The sequence below is a fragment of the Luteibacter jiangsuensis genome (assembly GCF_011742555.1).
Lineage (GTDB): Bacteria > Pseudomonadota > Gammaproteobacteria > Xanthomonadales > Rhodanobacteraceae > Luteibacter > Luteibacter jiangsuensis.
Genome location: NZ_JAAQQR010000011.1, coordinates 32,682 through 51,772, shown reverse-complemented (window position 1 = coordinate 51,772; position 19,091 = coordinate 32,682). Strand labels below are relative to the sequence as shown.

At 59.9% G+C, this 19,091-nt stretch carries 20 protein-coding genes and 1 pseudogene; 20 read left to right on the top strand and 1 reads right to left on the bottom strand.

The window, feature by feature from the left end; translation table 11 throughout:
- Positions 1–7 precede the first annotated feature (7 nt).
- The 9 genes and pseudogenes from virB11 (at position 8) to HBF26_RS17855 (ending at position 8,766) form a co-directional block, all read left to right on the top strand.
- Positions 8–1,051: a P-type DNA transfer ATPase VirB11 gene (gene virB11, locus HBF26_RS17895; protein WP_167129414.1), complete on the top strand. Its 1,044-nt coding sequence runs from the start codon at positions 8–10 to the stop codon at positions 1,049–1,051.
- Positions 1,052–1,092: 41 nt separating this feature from the next.
- A pseudogene (locus tag HBF26_RS19670) lies at positions 1,093–1,507 on the top strand (lytic transglycosylase domain-containing protein); the annotation flags it as partial.
- An 824-nt stretch (positions 1,508–2,331) separates the two neighbouring features.
- Positions 2,332–2,757, top strand: a complete 426-nt coding sequence (locus HBF26_RS17885) for a TrbC/VirB2 family protein (protein WP_167129412.1) — start codon at positions 2,332–2,334, stop codon at positions 2,755–2,757.
- A complete protein-coding gene (locus tag HBF26_RS17880; RefSeq protein ID WP_167129410.1) occupies positions 2,750–3,061 on the top strand; it encodes a VirB3 family type IV secretion system protein in 312 nt (103 codons plus the stop codon). Before HBF26_RS17885 ends, HBF26_RS17880 begins: the two co-directional genes overlap by 8 nt.
- A 58-nt stretch (positions 3,062–3,119) precedes the next feature.
- Complete coding sequence (locus HBF26_RS17875; protein WP_167129409.1) at positions 3,120–5,585, top strand: VirB4 family type IV secretion/conjugal transfer ATPase; 2,466 nt, start codon at positions 3,120–3,122, stop codon at positions 5,583–5,585.
- Positions 5,586–5,621: 36 nt separating this feature from the next.
- Positions 5,622–6,419 (top strand): hypothetical protein, encoded by a 798-nt coding sequence (locus tag HBF26_RS17870; RefSeq protein WP_167129408.1) that lies wholly within the window; start codon positions 5,622–5,624, stop codon positions 6,417–6,419.
- 56 nt (positions 6,420–6,475) lie between these two features.
- A complete protein-coding gene (locus tag HBF26_RS17865) occupies positions 6,476–7,567 on the top strand; it encodes a TrbL/VirB6 family protein (RefSeq protein WP_167129406.1) in 1,092 nt (363 codons plus the stop codon).
- A 2-nt stretch (positions 7,568–7,569) separates the two neighbouring features.
- Positions 7,570–8,070 carry a DUF4189 domain-containing protein gene (locus tag HBF26_RS19985; RefSeq protein WP_167129405.1) on the top strand — a complete coding sequence of 167 codons (501 nt, stop codon included), beginning with the start codon at positions 7,570–7,572 and terminating at the stop codon, positions 8,068–8,070.
- Positions 8,071–8,268: 198 nt separating this feature from the next.
- The gene (locus HBF26_RS17855; protein ID WP_167129403.1) at positions 8,269–8,766 is read left to right on the top strand and encodes a DUF4189 domain-containing protein; all 498 of its coding nucleotides are present in this window, start codon (positions 8,269–8,271) and stop codon (positions 8,764–8,766) included.
- 13 nt (positions 8,767–8,779) lie between these two features.
- Here the strand turns inward: HBF26_RS17855 and HBF26_RS17850 are convergent, their stop codons facing one another.
- Positions 8,780–8,983: a hypothetical protein gene (locus HBF26_RS17850; RefSeq protein ID WP_167129401.1), complete on the bottom strand. Its 204-nt coding sequence runs from the start codon at positions 8,981–8,983 to the stop codon at positions 8,780–8,782.
- A 321-nt stretch (positions 8,984–9,304) separates the two neighbouring features.
- On the opposite strand from HBF26_RS17850, the gene HBF26_RS19980 reads away from it, so the two are divergent.
- The 11 genes from HBF26_RS19980 (at position 9,305) to HBF26_RS17795 (ending at position 19,083) form a co-directional block, all read left to right on the top strand.
- Entirely contained in the window at positions 9,305–9,805 is a 501-nt protein-coding gene (locus tag HBF26_RS19980; RefSeq protein WP_167129400.1) for a DUF4189 domain-containing protein, read from the top strand.
- An 85-nt stretch (positions 9,806–9,890) separates the two neighbouring features.
- A complete protein-coding gene (locus HBF26_RS19975) occupies positions 9,891–10,484 on the top strand; it encodes a DUF4189 domain-containing protein (protein ID WP_167129399.1) in 594 nt (197 codons plus the stop codon).
- A gap of 61 nt (positions 10,485–10,545) precedes the next feature.
- Positions 10,546–11,196 (top strand): hypothetical protein, encoded by a 651-nt coding sequence (locus tag HBF26_RS17835; protein WP_167129397.1) that lies wholly within the window; start codon positions 10,546–10,548, stop codon positions 11,194–11,196.
- Positions 11,197–11,272: 76 nt separating this feature from the next.
- Complete coding sequence (locus HBF26_RS17830; RefSeq protein ID WP_167129396.1) at positions 11,273–12,556, top strand: XVIPCD domain-containing protein; 1,284 nt, start codon at positions 11,273–11,275, stop codon at positions 12,554–12,556.
- 109 nt (positions 12,557–12,665) lie between these two features.
- Entirely contained in the window at positions 12,666–13,202 is a 537-nt protein-coding gene (locus HBF26_RS17825) for a hypothetical protein (protein WP_167129395.1), read from the top strand.
- Between the two features lie 166 nt (positions 13,203–13,368).
- On the top strand, positions 13,369–13,956 hold the full coding sequence (locus HBF26_RS17820) for a hypothetical protein (protein WP_167129393.1): 588 nt from the start codon (positions 13,369–13,371) through the stop codon (positions 13,954–13,956).
- Between the two features lie 229 nt (positions 13,957–14,185).
- Positions 14,186–14,665 carry a hypothetical protein gene (locus HBF26_RS17815; RefSeq protein WP_167129392.1) on the top strand — a complete coding sequence of 160 codons (480 nt, stop codon included), beginning with the start codon at positions 14,186–14,188 and terminating at the stop codon, positions 14,663–14,665.
- A 68-nt stretch (positions 14,666–14,733) separates the two neighbouring features.
- Positions 14,734–15,252: a hypothetical protein gene (locus HBF26_RS17810; protein WP_167129391.1), complete on the top strand. Its 519-nt coding sequence runs from the start codon at positions 14,734–14,736 to the stop codon at positions 15,250–15,252.
- Positions 15,253–15,254: 2 nt separating this feature from the next.
- Positions 15,255–16,697, top strand: coding sequence for an XVIPCD domain-containing protein (locus HBF26_RS17805; RefSeq protein ID WP_240151416.1), 1,443 nt, complete (start codon positions 15,255–15,257; stop codon positions 16,695–16,697).
- 106 nt (positions 16,698–16,803) lie between these two features.
- A complete protein-coding gene (locus HBF26_RS17800; protein WP_167129387.1) occupies positions 16,804–18,492 on the top strand; it encodes a type IV secretory system conjugative DNA transfer family protein in 1,689 nt (562 codons plus the stop codon).
- A 51-nt stretch (positions 18,493–18,543) separates the two neighbouring features.
- The gene (locus HBF26_RS17795) at positions 18,544–19,083 is read left to right on the top strand and encodes a hypothetical protein (RefSeq protein ID WP_167129386.1); all 540 of its coding nucleotides are present in this window, start codon (positions 18,544–18,546) and stop codon (positions 19,081–19,083) included.
- The last annotated feature ends 8 nt before the right edge of the window (positions 19,084–19,091 follow it).

Genomic DNA, 19,091 nt, shown 5'->3' with positions numbered 1-19,091 from the left:
GGCGGACATGAGCGAGAGCGCACTGGCCAGCGTCAGCAACGACTTCCTTGACTACCAGTACGAGGTGCTGGGGGTGAAGGGCTTCCTTGCCGAGCCGGACGTCACGGAAATCTGCATCAATCGTCCCGGCGAGCTGTATCTCGAACGCCGGGACGGTTGGCAGCGCGTGGAGGTGCCCTCGCTCACCTTCGAGCGTGCCCGTCAGTTCTGCACCGCCGTGGTCAATGAAAGCAACACGGGCCAGCGCATCACGGATACCGACCCCGTGGTGTCGCTCACCTTTCCGACCGGGCAGCGCGCGCAGTTCGTGATTCCCCCGGCCTGCGAGGCCGGCCGTATATCGATCACCATTCGCCTGCCATCCAAACAGACCCGGACCCTCGCCCAGTACGATCAGGACGGGTTCTTTTCCGAGATCCTGGAAGGCGAGCACACGATCAGCCAGGCCGACCGCGAACTGCTCGAACTGCGCTCGGAGCGACGCTACGCGGATTTCTTCCGTCATGCGGTGCTCAACAAGAAGAACATCGTGGTCGCTGGTGCCACCGGCAGCGGCAAGACCACCTTCATGAAGTCGCTGGTCAACCACATACCGCCGGACGAGCGGCTGGTGACGATCGAGGATGCGCGGGAACTGTTCATCGATCAGCCCAACGTCGTGCACCTGCTCTACTCCAAGGGCGGCCAGAGCACGAGCAACGTCACGGCCAAGAGCTGCATGGAAGCATGCCTGCGAATGAAGCCCGACCGGATCATCCTCGCCGAATTGCGCGGTGACGAATCGTTCTACTTCATTCGCAACTGCGCGTCCGGCCACCCCGGTTCCATCACAAGCTGCCACGCGGGCAGCGTGGAGCAGACCTGGGACCAGTTGGGACTGATGGTAAAGGCCTCGACGGAAGGAGCCGGCCTGGAGTTCTCCACGATCAAACGCCTCTTGATGCTGACGATCGACATCGTGGTTCACATCAAGGCACACGCTGGCCGTCGGTACATCACCGGCATCGATTTCAACCCGGCTCGCGCACTGAGCGGCGCGGGCGGGGGGTAACTCTCTTCACGACAACAGGTCATTAGACAGGAGTTGTAAAGGTGATACCAGGATTGGAAATGATGAGCTGCCAGAACCTTGCCGTGCCGGCCGAGGTGATGAAGCACGTCGTCAACGTCGAATCGAGCAAGAACCCCTTCGCCATCGGCGTCGTGGGCGGGCAGCTTGTGCGCCAGCCGCAGAACCTCCCGGAGGCCGTCGCCACCGCTCGCATGCTCGAGTCGCGTGGCTACAACTATTCGCTCGGTATCGCGCAGGTCAACCGCTCCAATCTGGGCAAATACGGCCTGGACACCTACGAGAAAGCCTTCGAGTACTGCCCCAACCTCGTGGCCGGCTCGCGCATTCTCGCGCAGTGCTACGCCAGCGCGGGCAAGGACTGGGGCAAAGCGTTCAGCTGCTACTACTCCGGCAATTTCACTACCGGCTACGAACATGGCTATGTCCAGCGCGTGTTCGACTCGATGTCCCGCGATGCCACCTTCACGGGCACGCAACCGATTCCCCTCGTGACGAAGACGCCCGTGAGGGTTGCGCGAGTCACCGGAAAGTCGCCGGAAGGACTCAAGCCGGATAGCCCCGCCTATAGGGTGGCCATGCGGAGCGTCGTCGACTCGGCGGTCGCTGCCGTTGTGGGGCCTGCCATCGCCGGCGCCACCGGAGCCAGCGGCACCGGCGGGGCCCCACAATCGGCCGGCTACCCCGATTCCAATGCCGCGCATCCTGCCGGCATGGACCCGCAGACGCTGCAAGCCTTGCAGGCACTTCAGCGCGCGAATAACGGCATGCCGGGAGCGGTTCCCATCACCAACCCCGCGCTAAACAACACGCCCGCCCCGCCTCCTGGGCCAATCCCCACCGATCCGGCCACTGCCGCGGTCATGAGGCAAATCGGCGCGCAGCTTCCACCGAGCGCTCCGATGCAGCCGGGGATGATTCGCACCGATCCCGCCACTTCCGCGGTGATGTCCCAGATCGGCGTATCAGCATCGTCGCCGGCCGGCAACGATGTCTTCGTGCCTCAGGTGCGAGGGCCCAACGATCCCGTCCAGGGCGCGACGCTGCCGCCCGCGGCGGCACCCGCCCGGCCGGCGGTAGACAACGCGGATGTCCGCAACGGAGGTACCGACGATGCCTTCGTTTTCTGATTTGCAGGCGCGTGCCGGACGGATTCCGGGCGATGCCACCGCACCGCTGGCTGCGCGGAAAGCAGCTCTCACAAATCGGACGGCCAAGCATGCCGTCCTTTCCCGATCCAACCGAAATGAAGGAACTGAATGATGTCCCTGTCCGCCATCAGCACCGCCATCGCCAAATCCAGGCATCCGCTGCTCAACACGATTGCCCTCTTCGCAGTGCTCGCCTTGCTTGTCATGCCCGAACTCGCCTTCGCGCAGACCACCCAAGATAAGGTCTGCGGATTCTTCTCGAACATCAAGGGCATCCTCAACGCCGCTTCGATCGTCGTGGTGACGGTCGCAGTGATCTTCTCCGGCTACCAGATTGCCTTCGCCCACAAGCGCATCTCTGATGTGACCCCGGCCCTCATTGGCGGCGTGCTCATCGGTGCCGCCGCCCAGATCGCCAAGACAGTTGTCCAGGGCGACGATGCCGGCGCCAGCGGCCAGTGCACGGAAGCAGGCAACGTGGGTATGCTCATCGACGCAATGCAGACGGCCATGCATTTCCTGCATTTCCATGCATAAGAACGTACTGTTCCGGGGTTGCACGCGCCCCCCCATGTTCATGGGCGTGCCTTACGTCCCTTTTTTCATGGGTGCGGGCTCGTGCTTGCTGCTGGCCATGTACTTCAACTACTGGTACCTGCTCCTTATGCCGGTCGTGATCTTCATCATGCGAATGATGGCGAAGCGCGACGAGATGATCTTCCGTCTTCTTGGACTGCGGCTGCAGTTCAAGACGCGGATGAGGAACGTGCAGGAACACGGTGGTATGTGGGTGTTCACCCCCAACAACTACCGCGACCCCAAGAACAAGCGCAAGAAGTAGGTCTCCCGCCCTGGCATCCATTGCCAGGGCCTTTCGTGCTCCATACGGTGAAACCGCCATGTTTACGCCCGACGCACCCATAGCCACACATATCACGCTTTCGAGCCATGTCTCGCCGACGGTCGTCAAGACCACCGGCGGGGACTACCTATTGGTGTGGCGCCTGGACGGCCTGCCCTTCGTCGGCAGGGAGGAATGGGAGATCGAGCACCGGCACAATACCTTCAACCGCATGCTGCAGACGCTGCGTGCGCCGGACTACCCGAACGTGGCCTTCTGGGTTCACGACATCCGTCGGCGCAGGCCGATCAAGGACAGTTCAAAGTTCGAACAGCCTTTCAACCAGGCACTCTCCGACGCCTACTACAGCTCACTGTCAGGGCAAAAGCTCATGCAGAATGAGCTGTACCTGACCATGATCTATCGCCCGGTGGTCGAGGGTAAGCGCTGGGTGGAAAAGAGCGCCAACATCGAACGGCTCCAACAAGAGCAGGCACAGGCCATCGCCACCGTGCTCGAACTCGCCGGCAACGTCGAGGCTGTGCTCAAGGACTACGCGCCCTACCGTCTTGGCCTCTATGAGGCACCTAATGGCGTGGTCTTCTCGGAGGTTCTCGAGCTCTACGGATACATTCTCAACCGTATCGACGAACCCGTGCCGTCGCTACAGGCGCCAATTTATGATTACCTCCCGGTGAGCCGGCAACGCTTCTCGGCGAAGACCGGCGATTACGTGCTCACGACACCGGATGGAAAGAATCACTTCGGCGCGATACTCAACCTCAAGGAGTATGTCGAGGCGACTTACCCCGGCATCCTCAATGGCTTGAAGTACCTCGACTTCGAGTACGTCATCACCCATTCGTTCTCGCCCATGGGACGGCAGAATGCGCTGTCGGCGCTAGAGCGGACCAAGGGCATGATGATCTCGTCGGGCGACAAGGCCGTGAGCCAGATCGTGGAACTGGACCATGCCATGGACCAGCTCGCGTCCGGCAACTTCGTGCTTGGTGAGTACCACTTCACCATTGCGATATACGCGCCTAGCCAGGATCTGCTCTCACAGCAGATTGCTGCCACGCGGGCCGAGCTGTCCAATGCAGGATTTGTCACTGTCAAGGAAGACCTGGCCGTCACCGCGGCGTTCTACGCTCAGTTTCCGGGCAACTGGAAATACCGAACCCGCCTGGCCAATGTCAGTTCGCTCAATTTCCTCGGCCTCTCGCCGCTGCACAATTTCGCCACCGGCAAGAAGGAAAACAATCCGTGGGGCAACTGCGTTACCACGCTGCAGACGACGAATGGGCAGCCCTACTACTTCAATTTCCACGCCACGCACCCGGCTGAGAACTCGCTAGGCGAGAAAGCCATCGCCAACACCATGGTGATCGGAAAGTCCGGTACCGGTAAGACCGCGCTCATCAACTTCCTGCTGAGCCAGGTTCAGAAGCTTTCCCCCTCCCCCACGATCTTCTTCTTCGACAAGGATCGCGGCGCCGAGATCTTCGTGCGTGCCTGTGGTGGCAACTATCTCGCCCTGGAAAACGGTAAGCCGACCGGCTTCAACCCGTTCCAATGCGAGCGAAACGAGGCGAACGTGCAGTTCCTCGCCGACCTGATCAAGGTGCTGGCCGGCAAGAGCGTCTACAGCTCGCGGGAAGAGGAAGACATCTTCCGGGCCGTGGAGAGCATGCTCGACACGCCCATGCATCTGCGCACCATGACGAACTTCCAGAAGAGTTTGCCGAACCTCGGAGACGACGGCCTCTTCATTCGCATGCGCAAATGGACGGCCGGCAATTCGCTGGGTTGGGTTTTCGACAACCCCCGTGACACCGTCGACCTGACGAAGGCCAACATCATCGGCTTCGATTACACGGACATCATCGACAACCCCGAAGTCCGGGCACCCGTCATCAACTATCTTCTGCACCGGCTCGAGGCGCTCATCGACGGCCGGCGTCTCATCTATGTGATGGACGAGTTCTGGAAGATTCTCGACGGCAAGGGTGGCCTCAAGGAATTCGCCAAGAACAAGCAGAAGACCATTCGAAAGCAGAACGGACTTGGCATCTTCGCGACCCAGAGTCCGGAAGATGCGCTGGCCAGCGATATCTCGGCCGCGCTCATCGAGCAGACGGCCACCATGATCCTGCTCCCGAATCCCAATGCCAGTCGCGAAGACTATGTCGACGGCCTGAAACTGACGGAGGCGGAGTACCAGGTCGTGGTGAGCCTCGACGAGCGCTCTCGCTGCTTCCTCGTGAAGCAAGGCCACGCGTCCGCTGTCTGCCAGTTGAATCTGCGCGGACTGGACGACGCTCTGGCCGTCATCTCTGCATCGACGGACAACATCGAAATCATGCACGAAATTCTTGCTGCACGCGCCGAAACCGAAGGCGTATCGCCGGACGATCTTCGCCCGGAGCAGTGGCTAGACGCGTTCTACGAGAACCGCAAGGGCAGCGGCAAGGGCCGGCCATCCCCTCGTCCTACACCCACCTCGTCCCAACGTGTCGCGTAACTGACAACCATCGTCGACTCAGGATAGGAGACCATCATGAGCACAACTACTCAATTCAAGTCCGTTCGCAGCCCACTTCTCAAGATCGTGCTCGGCGCGGCCTTGACCGTGACCTGCGGCATGCATAGCGAACCTGCTCGCGCGGGTTGGCCGGTCATCGACTACACGGCGATCGCCAACTCGCTGCAGAATTACTATGACCAGTACGGTCGCTGGATTGAAACGGCGCAGCATTACCAAAGCGTCATCCAGCATTACGCCGACCAAGCCACCTTCTGGCAGACACAGCTCAACAAACTTCAGCACCTCAACTTCACCTTGTTCACACTCAAGCATCAGTTCACGGAAGTGGCTGAGGATTTCGGCGTGGATGTCGAGTGCCCAGGACGAGTAGCAAACGGAGGGCTCGCCGGCGTCCTCGATACGGCGCTCGACAAGTTGATTCCTGACATGAATGGCGATGTACTGCAGCAGCAGCAAAATATCTGCGCGATGATCGTCCAGGCCAAGAACCTCAAGTACAACGACACTGTTCGCTATCTCAACTATGTGGCCCAAAAGGGCACTGAGATGGCGACCGCTCAGAGCACGCTCATCAGCAAGATTGGCGAATCCAACGGCAATACGGCGAACTTTACTGCCCAGTTGACCGAGTTCGGTCAGACATTGGATACGGCCCGCGCCCAGTGGGAATCCAATCAAAAGCAAGCTGACGCCCAAATCGACATGCTCCTCACGATGCAGGCCAACCTCTCGCGGCGAGCCATGGCTGGGTCGCCGAGCGTCCTGGGAACAGTGGTGAACACCGTGGCGCTGAAAGCCGCTTTCAATTGATACCCGAACCGCAAGGATCATGCGGATTGGTAACACACATTCAGGAATAAGGCGACATGCCAAATATTACGGATTACATATACTTCCGACTGGTCTACGACTATCTCAACGAGCAGATCAGCAAGTTCGGCATGGAGCTTATGGGCCGCATGATGTCGTGGGCGAGCGCCCTGGCACTCGTGCTCGTGACCTTGTGGATACTCCTTCAGGGTTACCGAATCCTTAGCGGTCAGTCACGTGAACCGCTGATGGCCACCGTACTCAACATGGGTCGCATCGCGGTCATCGTGGGCGCGGCGACGACCATGGCAGTGGCGGGCACGGACTTGCACAACTTCCTCACGGTGGATCTTGACAAGGCGGTGCACGGCATCTTCACCGGCAGCGACAAGGAAACGACGGCGGACTCCATCGACGGGAACCTCGCCTGGACACAGCTCGCACTGAGTACGATCAACTCAGTGCAGGTAGTCCCGAGCGATGCCGAAATGCTTGCCAACAAGCAGCGCGCGTCCTGGATAGCCGCATTCGGCACCGCCAGCCCTCCCATGGCTGCAGGTGTCATGCTTCTTCTCTACCAGTTCGCCATGGCCCTGTTCATTGGCCTCGGCCCGCTGTTCATCCTTTGCCTGATCTTCGACCAGACCAAGGAACTGTTCCGGCGCTGGATCATGTACGGCATCGGCACCATCTTCTCCATGGCGCTGCTGAGCGTCGTATGCAGCATCGTTCTTCGCCTCACGATCAAGATCAACGAAGCCATGTGGGGCGCCAAGATCGTGAACAAACTTCTGGGCAGCAGCACCGAGGGCCTGAACAGCATCGCCATGCAGCAAGGCGGCATCGGCCTGTTGCTTACTGCCCTCATCGTCTCCGTACCGCCCATGGCGGCCATGTTCTTCCAGGGCACCCTCGGCAACTTCCTCACCTATTCCGCCTTCGGTGGCGCCGGCAGCAGCATTGGGCCGAGTGGGCAGCCTCCGGGGTCTTGGTCGGCGCATAGGCTTTCCGGCGGAGATAGTGCGGCAGCTACTCGCGGAAGAGACTCGGAGGACATTGGCGCGCTGGGCGTGCGAACAATGCCTTCCGTGCCAGTGCTACCGCAGCAAGATGTCGTTAAGTCAGTGCCTGCAAGGGATCGGATGTAGTCATGCCGCTCATCAAATTAATCGTGGCTCTAACACTTATGTGGCTTTCCTGCCCCGTGTTCGCCGAGGATGGCTGTCCCCCTGGGCAGGTGCCCCAGTCTGGACATGGTTGGAAAGCCTGTGTACCGATGGGAAGTTCGCCGCAACCAACAGGCCCAGGCGATACCTTTCGCGGCCCGTCGAGAGTGGCCCGCTGGACCGCTCTCGCATTCGGCAAATCGAAGGGCATTCTTGGGGGAGGACTCAACAAAGCCTCCGAAGATGAGGCGATTTTGGGAGCCATGTCTGACTGCGCCACTCAAGGCGGGACTGACTGCAAGATCATAGGAGCAGTAAAGAACCAGTGCATAGCTGTGGCCGTCGGAACCACGCGACTCGCAACGGCAGAGGGACCTACGCAGATGACTGCAGAGAACCAAGCGGTCACTGAATGTAATAAGAGCGACTCGACTGGATGCAAGCCGTATTATTCGACTTGTACTGACATCGCATACGGGAACTAGACGTGGGCGCTTTCAGAACCACACTCGGGATATTGCAGTCACAACCTCAAGACCAGACAAGTGGACCAGAAGCCAACTGATGCAGCTGCGATTTAAGTTCGGCCTCGCCTGCGCCACAGACCTCTTTGTAACGGGATGGGCCCACGTGCAGAGCAGCGTGACGAAGTTGAGACAACGGCGCCCAACAGCAGGTAGCTCATGAAATCGCTGATGCTTATACTGATTGCAGTGTGTCTGGCCCTCGGTGTGACTGGTGCGCACGCTGAAAATGGCTGCCCGCCTGGCATGATCCCTTATTCCGGGACCGACGTACGGTCCTGCGGCCCACTTCCGCCCGGTTACCAACAGCAGCAGGCAACTCGTCCGAAAGCACGTTGGGTATCGCAGTGGCAGGCTATTGCCGGCGATAGCGAGCTCGGGATTCTCGGCACATCCACTGGAAAGCTCGTTGAAGATGATGCGATCTCCGCAGCGATAAGCGACTGCAAAGCAAACGGCGGGAAGAACTGCACCTTCAAGATCTCTGCGGCGAATGGATGCATCGCCATGGCGGTGGGATCCGAACGAGTATCGTACCGATCAGGAACGACAAAAGGCGCCGCGGAGTCGGCAGCACTCGGGGAGTGCAGCGAAGTGAGCAAAGATTGTCGCATGTACTACTCATCGTGCGACATGGCGAAGCTTGTGGAACTTTGATGAGTATTCCTTCTCATCGATGGCGGCCACGTTTTTCCAGGGCACGCTCAACAACTTCTTCACTCATTCTGCATTTGGCGGTGCCGGCAGCAGCATCGGTGGTCATCGCACCGCTGATGATCTGCCACACCTCATTCGCAATAGCGCGGTGCGCACTTAGAATTCCTTCCGCGGGCAATCCAGGGTGCATTACCGAAGGCCTGAACAGCATCGCCATGCAGCAAGGCGGTATCGGCCTGCTGCTTACGGCCCTCATCGTCTCCGTACCGCCCATGGCGGCCATGTTCTTCCAGGGCACACTGGGCAACTTCCTCACCTATTCCGCCTTCGGTGGCGCCGGCAGCAGCATTGGGCCGAGTGGGCAGCCTCCGGGGTCGTGGTCGGCGCACAGGCTCTCCGGTGGCGATACTCAGGCCTCAACCGCCGCCATGACAACCCAGGGTGCCGGTGGTTACAGAACACGGTCGATGCCTGCCACACTCCCATCACCGCAGCCTGACGAAGTAAAAACTGCGCCGGCCAGAGAACGGGTTTAAACATGTATCGTGCCAGACTCATCACTCTGCTCCTCCTTTGCTTCTTCTCGTTGAATGCAGTGGCTGAAGGTGGCTGCCCCCAAGGTCAGTATCCTCAGCAAGGGAATGGGTGGCGTGCGTGCGTGCCAATTAATAATCCATCCCGCACGGACGGGTCTGCGGACACGTTCCGCGGCCCAGTGTGGGTTGCGCGCTGGATCGCTCTAGCGTCAGACACCCCGAAAGGAATCTTAGGCAAGGGCATCAATGGCGCTTCCGAACTGGAAGCAACACAAGCAGCCAAGAACGATTGCTCAGCGCACGGGGGCACCGACTGCCAAATCATCGGCATAGTGAAGAATCAATGCATCGCTATGGCGGTCGGATCGAAGCAGCTCGCAACATCGGAAGGACCGACGCAAATGACCGCCGAGAGACTCGCAATCGGAAAATGCCAGAAAAACGGCCCGTCCGATTGCACCACGTATTACTCAGCCTGTGCGCAGCCTACGTTGGCGAATTGAGTGTCCTCCTTCCAAGTCCTTCCATCAGAGATCGGTGGTCAATGATGAGATTCCCGGCGCAGGCATTGCTGCTCGCAAAGTGAATATGAAGACAGCCGCAGCATTCGTGCTTCTCTTGATCTCTAGCCCTTTATTCGCTGAAGGGGGCTGCCCGCCTGGGCAAGTCCCGCAGCAGGGAAACGGATGGCGCGCTTGCGTTCCAAACAACAACTCGAGCGCAACGCAAGGTCCATCCGACACTTTCGTTGGACCGCAGGCCGTCGCCAGCTGGATATCTCTCAGCGCTGATCCTGATAAGGGTGTACTGGGAGAATCTGCGGACGCCAGAACTAGAGCAGACGCCGACCACACCGCAATGGCTGATTGTGCAGCTAAGGGCGGGGTCAACTGTCGTGTCGTGGTGTCCGCAAAGAACGGTTGCGTTGCGATGGCTGTGAGCTCCGACATATTCGCGACCGCGTCGGGGCCCACCCAGGGAACTGCCAACGCCAGCGCCGTCGAAAATTGCAAGCGCGGGAAAGACCCGGCTTGTCCGGTCATTTATTCCAAATGCGTAAAACCGGTGTACCAATTAGTGCGTATCCCATGGAGCAACCACGCATCAGCTATCGTGACCGTAAAGGGATGCACCGACGAGTGGGATGCCAATCACCGTGTCTATTATTCGGCATGCCTCTAACCAGCACCCGAATAGCACCATCGCAACCCCAGGACCAAACAAGCGGATCAGGAGCCAACTGATGCAACTGCGACTTAAGTTCGGCCTCGCGTGTGCCACCGCCCTACTTGTATCCGGGTGGGTGCACGCGCAGACGGCAAACCCCTATGCACGTCCAACACCGTCCAGCACGTCCGCCATGCAGGGTAAAGGAATGAAGATGGATGACCTCAAATCGTTTGCGACGGATGGGGCGCGGGTTCTCGAGTACAAATCAGGGGCCCTCGCTGGCGAGGGAAGCCAGGGCGTCATCCTGGTGCTCGACCCGCCCAGGACCGGGCATGAAAAGCTGGGGGAAGGCCCAAGCCGCAACGTGCTCCTGCTGATGCGCGACGGCTCCGGTCAGCTCCGCAAGGTGGCGTCCAATGGGCGCATCGTGCCCTGCTCCACCTGCGGCGGCGTGTCTGGCGACCCCTTCGGCTATACGCGGATCATCGCTCCCGGGCAGTTCCTCATCGCCACCGGCGGCGGGAGCCGCGAACGCTGGTCGGACGAATACACCTTTACATGGTCCGCATCCCGAAGGGGCTGGCTGGTAACCCGAGTGGTTCGCCAGGTCACCGACAGCGAGACGGGTAAGGAAAAACAGATAGACCTCACGGCCAAGGACCTTGGCGAAACATCCTTCCAAGACTTCGATCCATCGAGTATTCCGGAAGTGACCCTTCCATGAGTTTCAATCCTTCGCCACGGAGGCGAGGCGCAACTGGTAAGGACACCGCGACAGACTAGTCAAACAGGAGCTACACATGGCGACCGATCGCGAAACACAAGTCCTGACCGATGCGTATGCAGCAGGCATCAGAAGCCCGCGGGAACTGGCCAACTTCATGGCCCAGGTCACCCACGAATCCAACGGCCTGAACCGGCTTGAGGAAAGCTTCCGATATACGAGGAACATTTCCCAAATTCCCGTCAAGTCCGCCTGGCGCGAAGGCGCCGAGGCACTCGAAGCTGCTCGCCTCGAAGCGCTCAAAGGCCACCCTGAGAAACTTGCGGAACTGATGTACGGCGGACGCAACGGCAACGACCAGCCCGGCGATGGCTGGACCTATCGCGGACGCGGATATATCCAACTCACAGGCAAGGACAATTATCGTGCCGCTGGCGACGCGCTTGGCCTCGATCTCGTCGGCCACCCCGACTTGGCCGCCAAGCCAGAGAACGCATCGCGAATTGCCGTGTGGTATTGGGAGAACCGCGTGCCGGAGGCGGCGCGCGAAGATGTTCGGGCTGCGACCATCGCCGTCAACGGCAAGCTGAACGGGTTTGAAGATCGCGAAAACCGCTTCGCGGACTGGCAACGCCGGCTCACGCCCGACGTGATGCAACGCCTTGGCGACGGGTCGGTTGGCTTGCCCGTGTCTCCGACGGCCGTGCGACACACGGATGTGCATCAGCGCAATCTCAAGGAGGGCGCCCATGGCGAAGACGTGCGCGAACTCCAGAAGACCCTCGCACAGCTCGGGTACACCGATTCGCACCACCGGCCCCTGCGGCCTGACGGCGACTTCGGCCCCGGTACCCGCTCGGCGCTCGAAGCGTTCCAGCGCGACCACCACCTGAAGACCGACGGCATCGCGGGGCCAAGCACCATGGCGGCCATTGCGGCCGTCCACCCGTCACGCACAAACGTGCTGCGTCTCGATGATCCGTCGCATCCCGACCATGCGCTCTACGAACAAGCGCGCGCGGCGGTTCACCGTCTCGATGCACAACATCAGCGCACACCCGATCAGCAGAGCGACAATCTGGCCGCCGCATTGACTGTTGCGGCACGTCGCGAGGGCATGACCTCGATCGACCACGTGGTGCTGAGCGACGACGCAAGTCGCGCCTATGCCGTGGCAGGCGACGCCAACTCGCCTCACAAGCGTGTGGCAGATGTAGCGACCACGCAGGCGGTGAATACACCTGTGGAGCAGAGCGCATCGGCACTGGCCAAGCCCCTGCCGCAGGAGCCTTCGTCGCACCATGTGCAACGCCAGGCGGCCTCGTCGCCCGAAGCGCCCCCTCCCGTCATGAATCTGTAGTTCGCGCGCGAGGCCGTCACCCCCGGCCCCGCTCCATGCGCCCCCATTTGCGGGCGCGAACTCACCACCGGTGCGTGGCGTGTTCCAGGATGCCACGGCGGAGAATGTCATGAATCGCTACAAACCCTACGACGCAAACGCAACCGCAAACCTTGTTCAATCGGAGCGCCTGGGACGCATGACGGCCCTGCCCCTCTTGCTCGCCATGCTCGTCCTGACAGGCTGCGACAAGTCAGCCGCGCCGACGGCAACACCGGCCGCCGCCGCTTCCTCGCCGACAGCGGCAACGAGTGTGCCCAACTGCCCCGCCGAAGCTTTCGACCGCTTCCTTCCGCTGTTCGAAAACGACGTCGCCGTTCAGAAGGCGTATGTCACCGATCCCCTGCAAAGCGACTCGGTGGACCCCAACGCCGATCCCGAGCCGAAGCCCGTCTCCAAGTCCATACCCAGGGCCGAAGTGGCATTCCCCGTGATGCCCAGTCAGGCGCAGCAGACGAAAGACGGATTGGTCGCGACCCAGACCGCGGGCGGTCCGACTGAGATCTCCGTGAAACTCGTCAAGCCGGACACCGACTACCAGATGACGTTCTTCTTCCGGAAGGACGACTGCTGGCACCTCTATCGCGTCAAAGACGATTCGCTCTGAGGGAGGACGCACACATGCCATACCAAGACATCATGAACATGATCCCGCCCGGGAAAGGCCATCGCCCGGCACATATCACAGGCCACGATGGCAAGCGCAGGAGCAAGGGTCCGCACGGCGGTTCCGGCCTCAATAACGAGGAGGCTGCATCTGGAGTGCACCCGTGATGGCAGCTAAAAGCGCGTCCTCTGCCCTCCTCCTGCTCCTGTCAACACACGCCTACGGTGCCGCCACGAAACAACCCGACATCAAGATCAACCCGAATCCGCGGATGCGCTATGAGATCACTGTCGAAGTGAAAGGGGCGCCCGGCCCATTCGACCGCGTCGAGGGTGTGGTCGATTATCGCGTTGCCAACGAAGCTTGTGTGCCGTTGACGCCCGTGACCGGCGCAACGGTGCCGCCGGAGAAGCGCGTGCCCATCTCGCTGACTGCTATCGGCAATGGCACCTATAAGGGCGAAGTCTTCGCCGACCTTCTTCAGGACGAAAATTACTTCGGTAAGGGCGTCTGTCATTGGTCTGTGGTTGCCACCAGCGCAAACCTGTTCGTAAAGAGCGTGGACTTCAGCGCGCCGCTTTTTCATGACGACCTGCTGAAAGGCAAGTCCACCACGCGCTATTACTCGCACCGTTCTTACGCCACAACGCACCTCGATCGCGTCGATGTCGGCGAGGACGATCGGGCGAAGTATCAGGATGAAGCGAACGCCACGTTCTCGATCACTGTCCGTTCCGAGGAGAAGCGTCAATGACTCTTTTCTCCACCGACTATACGTCACTCGCCGAGCATTCCTCCCAGGATCGGGCACCGGCCGAACGGCGACAGCATCAGGCCCAACGACAGTTCGCCAGGACTGCACTTGGAGAAGGCCCATGAAGTTAGCTAAGAGCGTGTCTTCCGCCTTCCTGCTGCTCCTGTGCACACACGCATACGGTGCCACCAGGAAACAGCCCGAGATCAGACTCAACCAGAGTCCGAGCATGCGCTATGAGATCATCGCCACAGTCGAAGGCGCACCAGGCGCCTTCGAACGGATCGAGGGACACATCGATTACAAGGTGGTCAACGGATCCTGCGTGCCCCTCACGCCTATATCCGGCGCCACAGTGGAACCGCAGACACAGCTGCCCGTGGTCTTCGAACGAGCCGGCGAGAATACCTTCAAAGGTGAGATCTACGTCGATCGAATTCAGGACCAAGACTACTTTGGCATTGGTGTCTGCCACTGGTCGGTGGTCGGCGCGTCCGCCGACTTTCACCATGGCAAGGTGAATTTCAGCCCGGCGATCTACCATGACGACATTATCGGCCAGAGGAGCGTAGTCCGTTATTTCTCCGAGCGGTCGTATGAAAGGGCGTCCCGTTCCCGAATCGATATAGGTTCACCCAGCAAGTCCGATTTCACCGACGCGGGCAGGGTGTTCTCCATCACGCTGAAGTCAATGGAGAAGCCCAGGTGAGAAGTTCACTCAAACGCACGTCTTTCATCCTCATGATGCTCCTTTCCACCTACGCATGCGATGCCACCATGAAAAAGCCCGACGTCAAGCTTAATCCGAATCCGCGCATGCGCTATGAAATTACGATGCGCGTGGAAGGCGCGCCGGGAGAATTCGACCATATAGACGGATACGCGGACTATGAGGTGATTAACCCCGCTAGCGTTCCGCTGACACCCTTCTCCGGCGCCACTCTTGAGCCCCAGAGGCACGAGCTTATCGAGTTCAGGCGTGTAAGCGACAATGTCTACAAGGCCGAGGTGTACCTTGATCGGTTCATGGATGAAGACTATTTCGGACAGGGCATATGCCGCTGGTCAATCGTTTCCGTCGGGGCGGGGCTGCGCCACGGGCCGGTCACTTTCTCTCCGGGGATCTCAAAGAAGGAAATTCTTGCAGGTTCCGCCATCAAGCGGCATTTTGCTAATGCGTCCTACGCGGACGAAAGCATGGAGCGAATCGATATTGGAGTTGACGACCCCAGAAAATATAAGCGACCCGAAGACACCTTCACGGTTACTCTGGAATCCGCGGAGAAATTCCCGTGAGCATGCGATCGACTGACTATGCCTTGCTGGCGAAAGAGAGCTATCACGACCCGGTCCTGCAAAAGGAGTTCGATCGGGATGGGGTAACATATAAGGCGATCGATACATTCAACGATCCACGCACCGGCTTCCAGGCCACTGCGTATCAACGAACGGACACGCAAGAAATCATTATTGCGTACAGGGGTACTGAATTCGACCGCGAGCCATTGCATGATGGCGTCGTGGATGCCGGCATGGTGTTCAACGGCATCAACGCGCAGGAGGCAGAGGCGGCCGCTTTCACCAAGCGCGTGCTTAAATTGGCTGCCAACGAATCGGAGCGCTCCGGGAGCCCCATCGATGTCACGGTCACCGGACATTCGCTTGGCGGCACGCTTGCCGAGATCAACGCGGCAAAGTTTGGGTTGCGCGGCGAAACCTTCAACGCGTACGGCGGGGGTAGCCTCTTTGGAGTACCCAGCGGAGGAAGCCAGGTTATCGACCACGTCCGAGCTGGCGACCTTGTCAGTGCCGCCAGTCCCCACTTTGGCGAGGTTCGCATTTACGCGGCGCAGCGGGACATCGACACGCTGTCGAAAGCCGGTTATCGCGACGACAGCGGCATCCTGTCTCCGCGCAACCCGATCAAGGCAACGGACTTCGACGCCCATGCGATCGATAACTTCGTGCCGGACAGCAAGCTGCTCGGGCAATCGATCATCAGCCCTGAGAGCCAGGCCCGGTACCGTGCACACGAAGGCATGATCGATCGCTACCGAAGCGACGTGATGGACATCCGCAAGGGGCTGTCGGCGACCTGGGAGGTGCCCAAAGAGATCGGCGAACGAGCGCACGCGCTGGGTCGCGAGGTTGCGCAGGATATGGCAGAGGCTGGACAAGCGATTGGGCATGCTGCCCATGAGGTAGCCGACGCCGCGAAGCGTGCCGGCCGCGAGATGGCCAAGGATGTCGGCGACGCTGCCCACGCCATTGGCGACAGAGTGTCCGACGCCTGGGATACCCTTAGCCATCCTGGTTCATGGTTCGATGGTGATAAGCCGGCGCCGCGCCTGGACGACAAGTCCCACCCGGATCATGCGCTCTTCCAGCAAGCTCGCGAAGGAGTGCATCGCCTCGACGCTCGCCAAGAGCGCACACCCGACGAGCGCAGCGATCGCCTCGCTGCGTCGCTGACTGTCGCGGTCCGGCAAGGTGGTATGCAGCGCATCGACGATGTCGGCCTCAGCGCGGATGCCAGTCGCACCTACGCCGTGCAAGGCGACGTCCACTCGCCATTCAAGCAGGTTGCGGAAGTGGATACGCAGCGGGCCGTCAGCACTTCTATCGAGGAAAGCAGTCGCGCCTGGCAGGAAGCAACGCAGCGAGCTCAGTTGGTCACCGACCGTCAGCAGAACACGCAACAACAGCAGCCCGGCCACTCGATACCCGGCGCAGGCCCATGAGCATCATAAATGACATGGCCTTCGAGAAGGCCGGCCGCACTGCGCTCCATATGGACATAAATTTCACCATGTGTGCGAGTTCACAACCAAAGGAAGAAAGTAAGGCATGACAAGGATCAGGGGATATTGGGCAGGCGGCCTCTTCGTTGCGGCTCTAATCGTGGGCTACGTCTTGGCGGGATACTTGACCCTCGCGTTCCTTGGGTTGAGGGACGTTCCGCTCAGAGTCGGAACATACTTCGATTACATGCGGGCGCTTGGACTCGGCCTGAAGCAGTACCTGCCATACGCCTGGAAGATCAAGCTGGCAGGCGGCATTGGCTTTGGCTTTCCGTTGCTGCTTTGGCTTGTCGCGCTCATTTTCCTGTTCAGGCGCACAAAGCAATCCATGCACGGCGACGCCCGCTTCGCCACCGCATCGGACCTGCGCAAGCAGAACATGCTCTCGCCGGCGCCCAACGGCATCCTGGTAGGCAAGTTCAAAGGCAACCTCGTGCGCCTTCCCGGCCAGCAGTTCGTGATCCTCGCCGCGCCGACGCGCTCGGGCAAAGGTGTGGGCGTGGTGATCCCCAACCTGCTCGACTACCAGGAATCGGTGGTAGTCCTGGACATCAAGCAGGAAAACTTCGACCTGACGAGTGGTTGGCGCAAGTCGCAGGGGCAGGAAATTTATCTGTTCAACCCCTTCGCCGAAGACCGCCGCACGCATCGATGGAACCCACTTAGCTACGTGTCCAAGGACCCGGCATTCCGTGTTTCGGACCTTATGAGCATCGCCTCGATGCTCTACCCGGACATATCCGACGACCAGAAGTTTTGGGTGAGCCAGGCTCGTAACGCATTCATGGCGTTTTCGCTGTATCTCTGCGAGAAGTGGGAGGACGACGAGAAGAAAGGCCGGCCGGAAATCATTCGCAGCAAGCCCACGCTCGGCATGATCTATCGCCTGTCGTCGGGCGATGGCACCGATCTGCGCGAGCTGTATACGCGACTCTCGAAGGAGCCGTTCCTCAGCGCCAACGCTCAGTCGGCCTTTGCCAACCTGCTCTCGCAGGCCAACGAGACCTTCGCGTCCATCCTCGGCACGTTCAAGGAACCCTTGAACGCCTGGATCAATCCTGTGCTGGATGCGGCCACGAGCGACGACGACTTCCTGCTCACAGACGTGCGCAAGAAGAAGATGACCATCTATATCGGCATCCAGCCGAACAAGCTGGCCGAGAGCAAGCTGATCGTGAACCTCTTCTTCAGCCAGCTCATCAACCTCAACACCAAGGTGTTGCCGCAGAACGATCCGAGCCTGAAGCACCAGTGCCTGCTGCTCATGGACGAGTTCACCTCGATCGGCAAGGTGGAGATCATTGCCTCGGCGGTGTCGTACATGGCGGGTTACAACATTCGTCTTCTGCCGATCATCCAGAGCATGGCCCAGCTCGATGCCACCTACGGCAAGGATGTCTCGCGCACCGTCATCACCAACCACGCCTTGCAGATCGTGTACGCGCCACGCGAGCAGCAGGACGCCAACGACTATTCCGACATGCTCGGCTACACGACGGTACGTCGCGAGAACATCACCAAGAGCAAGAAGGGTGACGTGTCGAAGAGCCACACCGAAGAGAAGCGTGCGCTCATGCTCCCCCAGGAACTGAAGGCCATGGGTACGGAAAAGGAAGTTTTCCTCTACGAGGGAATCCCTCACCCTGTGATGTGCGAAAAAATCCGCTACTACCAGGACAAGTACTTCACGTCACGATTGATGGAGAAGGTGACGATCGCGCCGCTTTCCATCTGACGATGCTCCAAGGGCACCTACTGTTTTCCTTCCGCTGAAGAGAAGCACTCCATGAACACTGCCGCAAGATCATTCCTACTGATGGTGACGACCACCGCCCTGCCGATAGCCTCCCTGGCGGCCACCGCGTCGCCGAGCATGTGCGGCAAGTCGGACCATGTCGTGTTTTCCTGCCCCTTGGCAGAGAGCGCTAAGACCGTTTCCATGTGCGCTGCTGGTGACGACGCCAACGGTGGACGTCGCTTTTACTACGCGTATGGCCGCCCGGAAAAACCTGAGTTGACCTATCCGGCGGCGGGAAGCGAGGGTGATTTCACCCGCACGCACCTCACCTTCGCAGGCAATACCGGCGGCTATGCCTATGCATTCACGAATGCAGGCTTCAAGTACGTCGTCTATTCCGTCTCCGGTGCCAACAACCTGCAGGACGGCGGACTGGTGGTCTTGAAGGACGGCCAGGCAAAGCCCGTGAAGCAAAGCACCTGTCAGGCCGGCAAGGTGACAGACACGGATGAAGACACACTGATAGACGCGACGCTCAAATGGAAGAGCGACCCCGTGATCGAGAAGAACGGCATTCCTTCGCGCTGACCGACTGC

Coding starts and splice junctions, on each gene's coding strand:
- HBF26_RS19975 (WP_167129399.1), top strand. CDS start 9,891: ATGAAGACAGCCGCAGCATTCGTGCTTCTCTTGATCTCTAGCCCTTTA.
- HBF26_RS17880 (WP_167129410.1), top strand. CDS start 2,750: ATGCATAAGAACGTACTGTTCCGGGGTTGCACGCGCCCCCCCATGTTC.
- HBF26_RS17830 (WP_167129396.1), top strand. CDS start 11,273: ATGGCGACCGATCGCGAAACACAAGTCCTGACCGATGCGTATGCAGCA.
- HBF26_RS17795 (WP_167129386.1), top strand. CDS start 18,544: ATGAACACTGCCGCAAGATCATTCCTACTGATGGTGACGACCACCGCC.
- HBF26_RS17815 (WP_167129392.1), top strand. CDS start 14,186: ATGCGCTATGAGATCATCGCCACAGTCGAAGGCGCACCAGGCGCCTTC.
- HBF26_RS17885 (WP_167129412.1), top strand. CDS start 2,332: ATGTCCCTGTCCGCCATCAGCACCGCCATCGCCAAATCCAGGCATCCG.
- HBF26_RS17875 (WP_167129409.1), top strand. CDS start 3,120: ATGTTTACGCCCGACGCACCCATAGCCACACATATCACGCTTTCGAGC.
- HBF26_RS17870 (WP_167129408.1), top strand. CDS start 5,622: ATGAGCACAACTACTCAATTCAAGTCCGTTCGCAGCCCACTTCTCAAG.
- HBF26_RS17825 (WP_167129395.1), top strand. CDS start 12,666: ATGAATCGCTACAAACCCTACGACGCAAACGCAACCGCAAACCTTGTT.
- HBF26_RS17805 (WP_240151416.1), top strand. CDS start 15,255: ATGCGATCGACTGACTATGCCTTGCTGGCGAAAGAGAGCTATCACGAC.
- HBF26_RS17800 (WP_167129387.1), top strand. CDS start 16,804: ATGACAAGGATCAGGGGATATTGGGCAGGCGGCCTCTTCGTTGCGGCT.
- HBF26_RS17865 (WP_167129406.1), top strand. CDS start 6,476: ATGCCAAATATTACGGATTACATATACTTCCGACTGGTCTACGACTAT.
- HBF26_RS19980 (WP_167129400.1), top strand. CDS start 9,305: ATGTATCGTGCCAGACTCATCACTCTGCTCCTCCTTTGCTTCTTCTCG.
- virB11 (WP_167129414.1), top strand. CDS start 8: ATGAGCGAGAGCGCACTGGCCAGCGTCAGCAACGACTTCCTTGACTAC.
- HBF26_RS17820 (WP_167129393.1), top strand. CDS start 13,369: ATGGCAGCTAAAAGCGCGTCCTCTGCCCTCCTCCTGCTCCTGTCAACA.
- HBF26_RS17835 (WP_167129397.1), top strand. CDS start 10,546: ATGCAACTGCGACTTAAGTTCGGCCTCGCGTGTGCCACCGCCCTACTT.
- HBF26_RS19985 (WP_167129405.1), top strand. CDS start 7,570: ATGCCGCTCATCAAATTAATCGTGGCTCTAACACTTATGTGGCTTTCC.
- HBF26_RS17810 (WP_167129391.1), top strand. CDS start 14,734: ATGAAAAAGCCCGACGTCAAGCTTAATCCGAATCCGCGCATGCGCTAT.
- HBF26_RS17850 (WP_167129401.1), bottom strand. CDS start 8,983: ATGGCGATGCTGTTCAGGCCTTCGGTAATGCACCCTGGATTGCCCGCG.
- HBF26_RS17855 (WP_167129403.1), top strand. CDS start 8,269: ATGAAATCGCTGATGCTTATACTGATTGCAGTGTGTCTGGCCCTCGGT.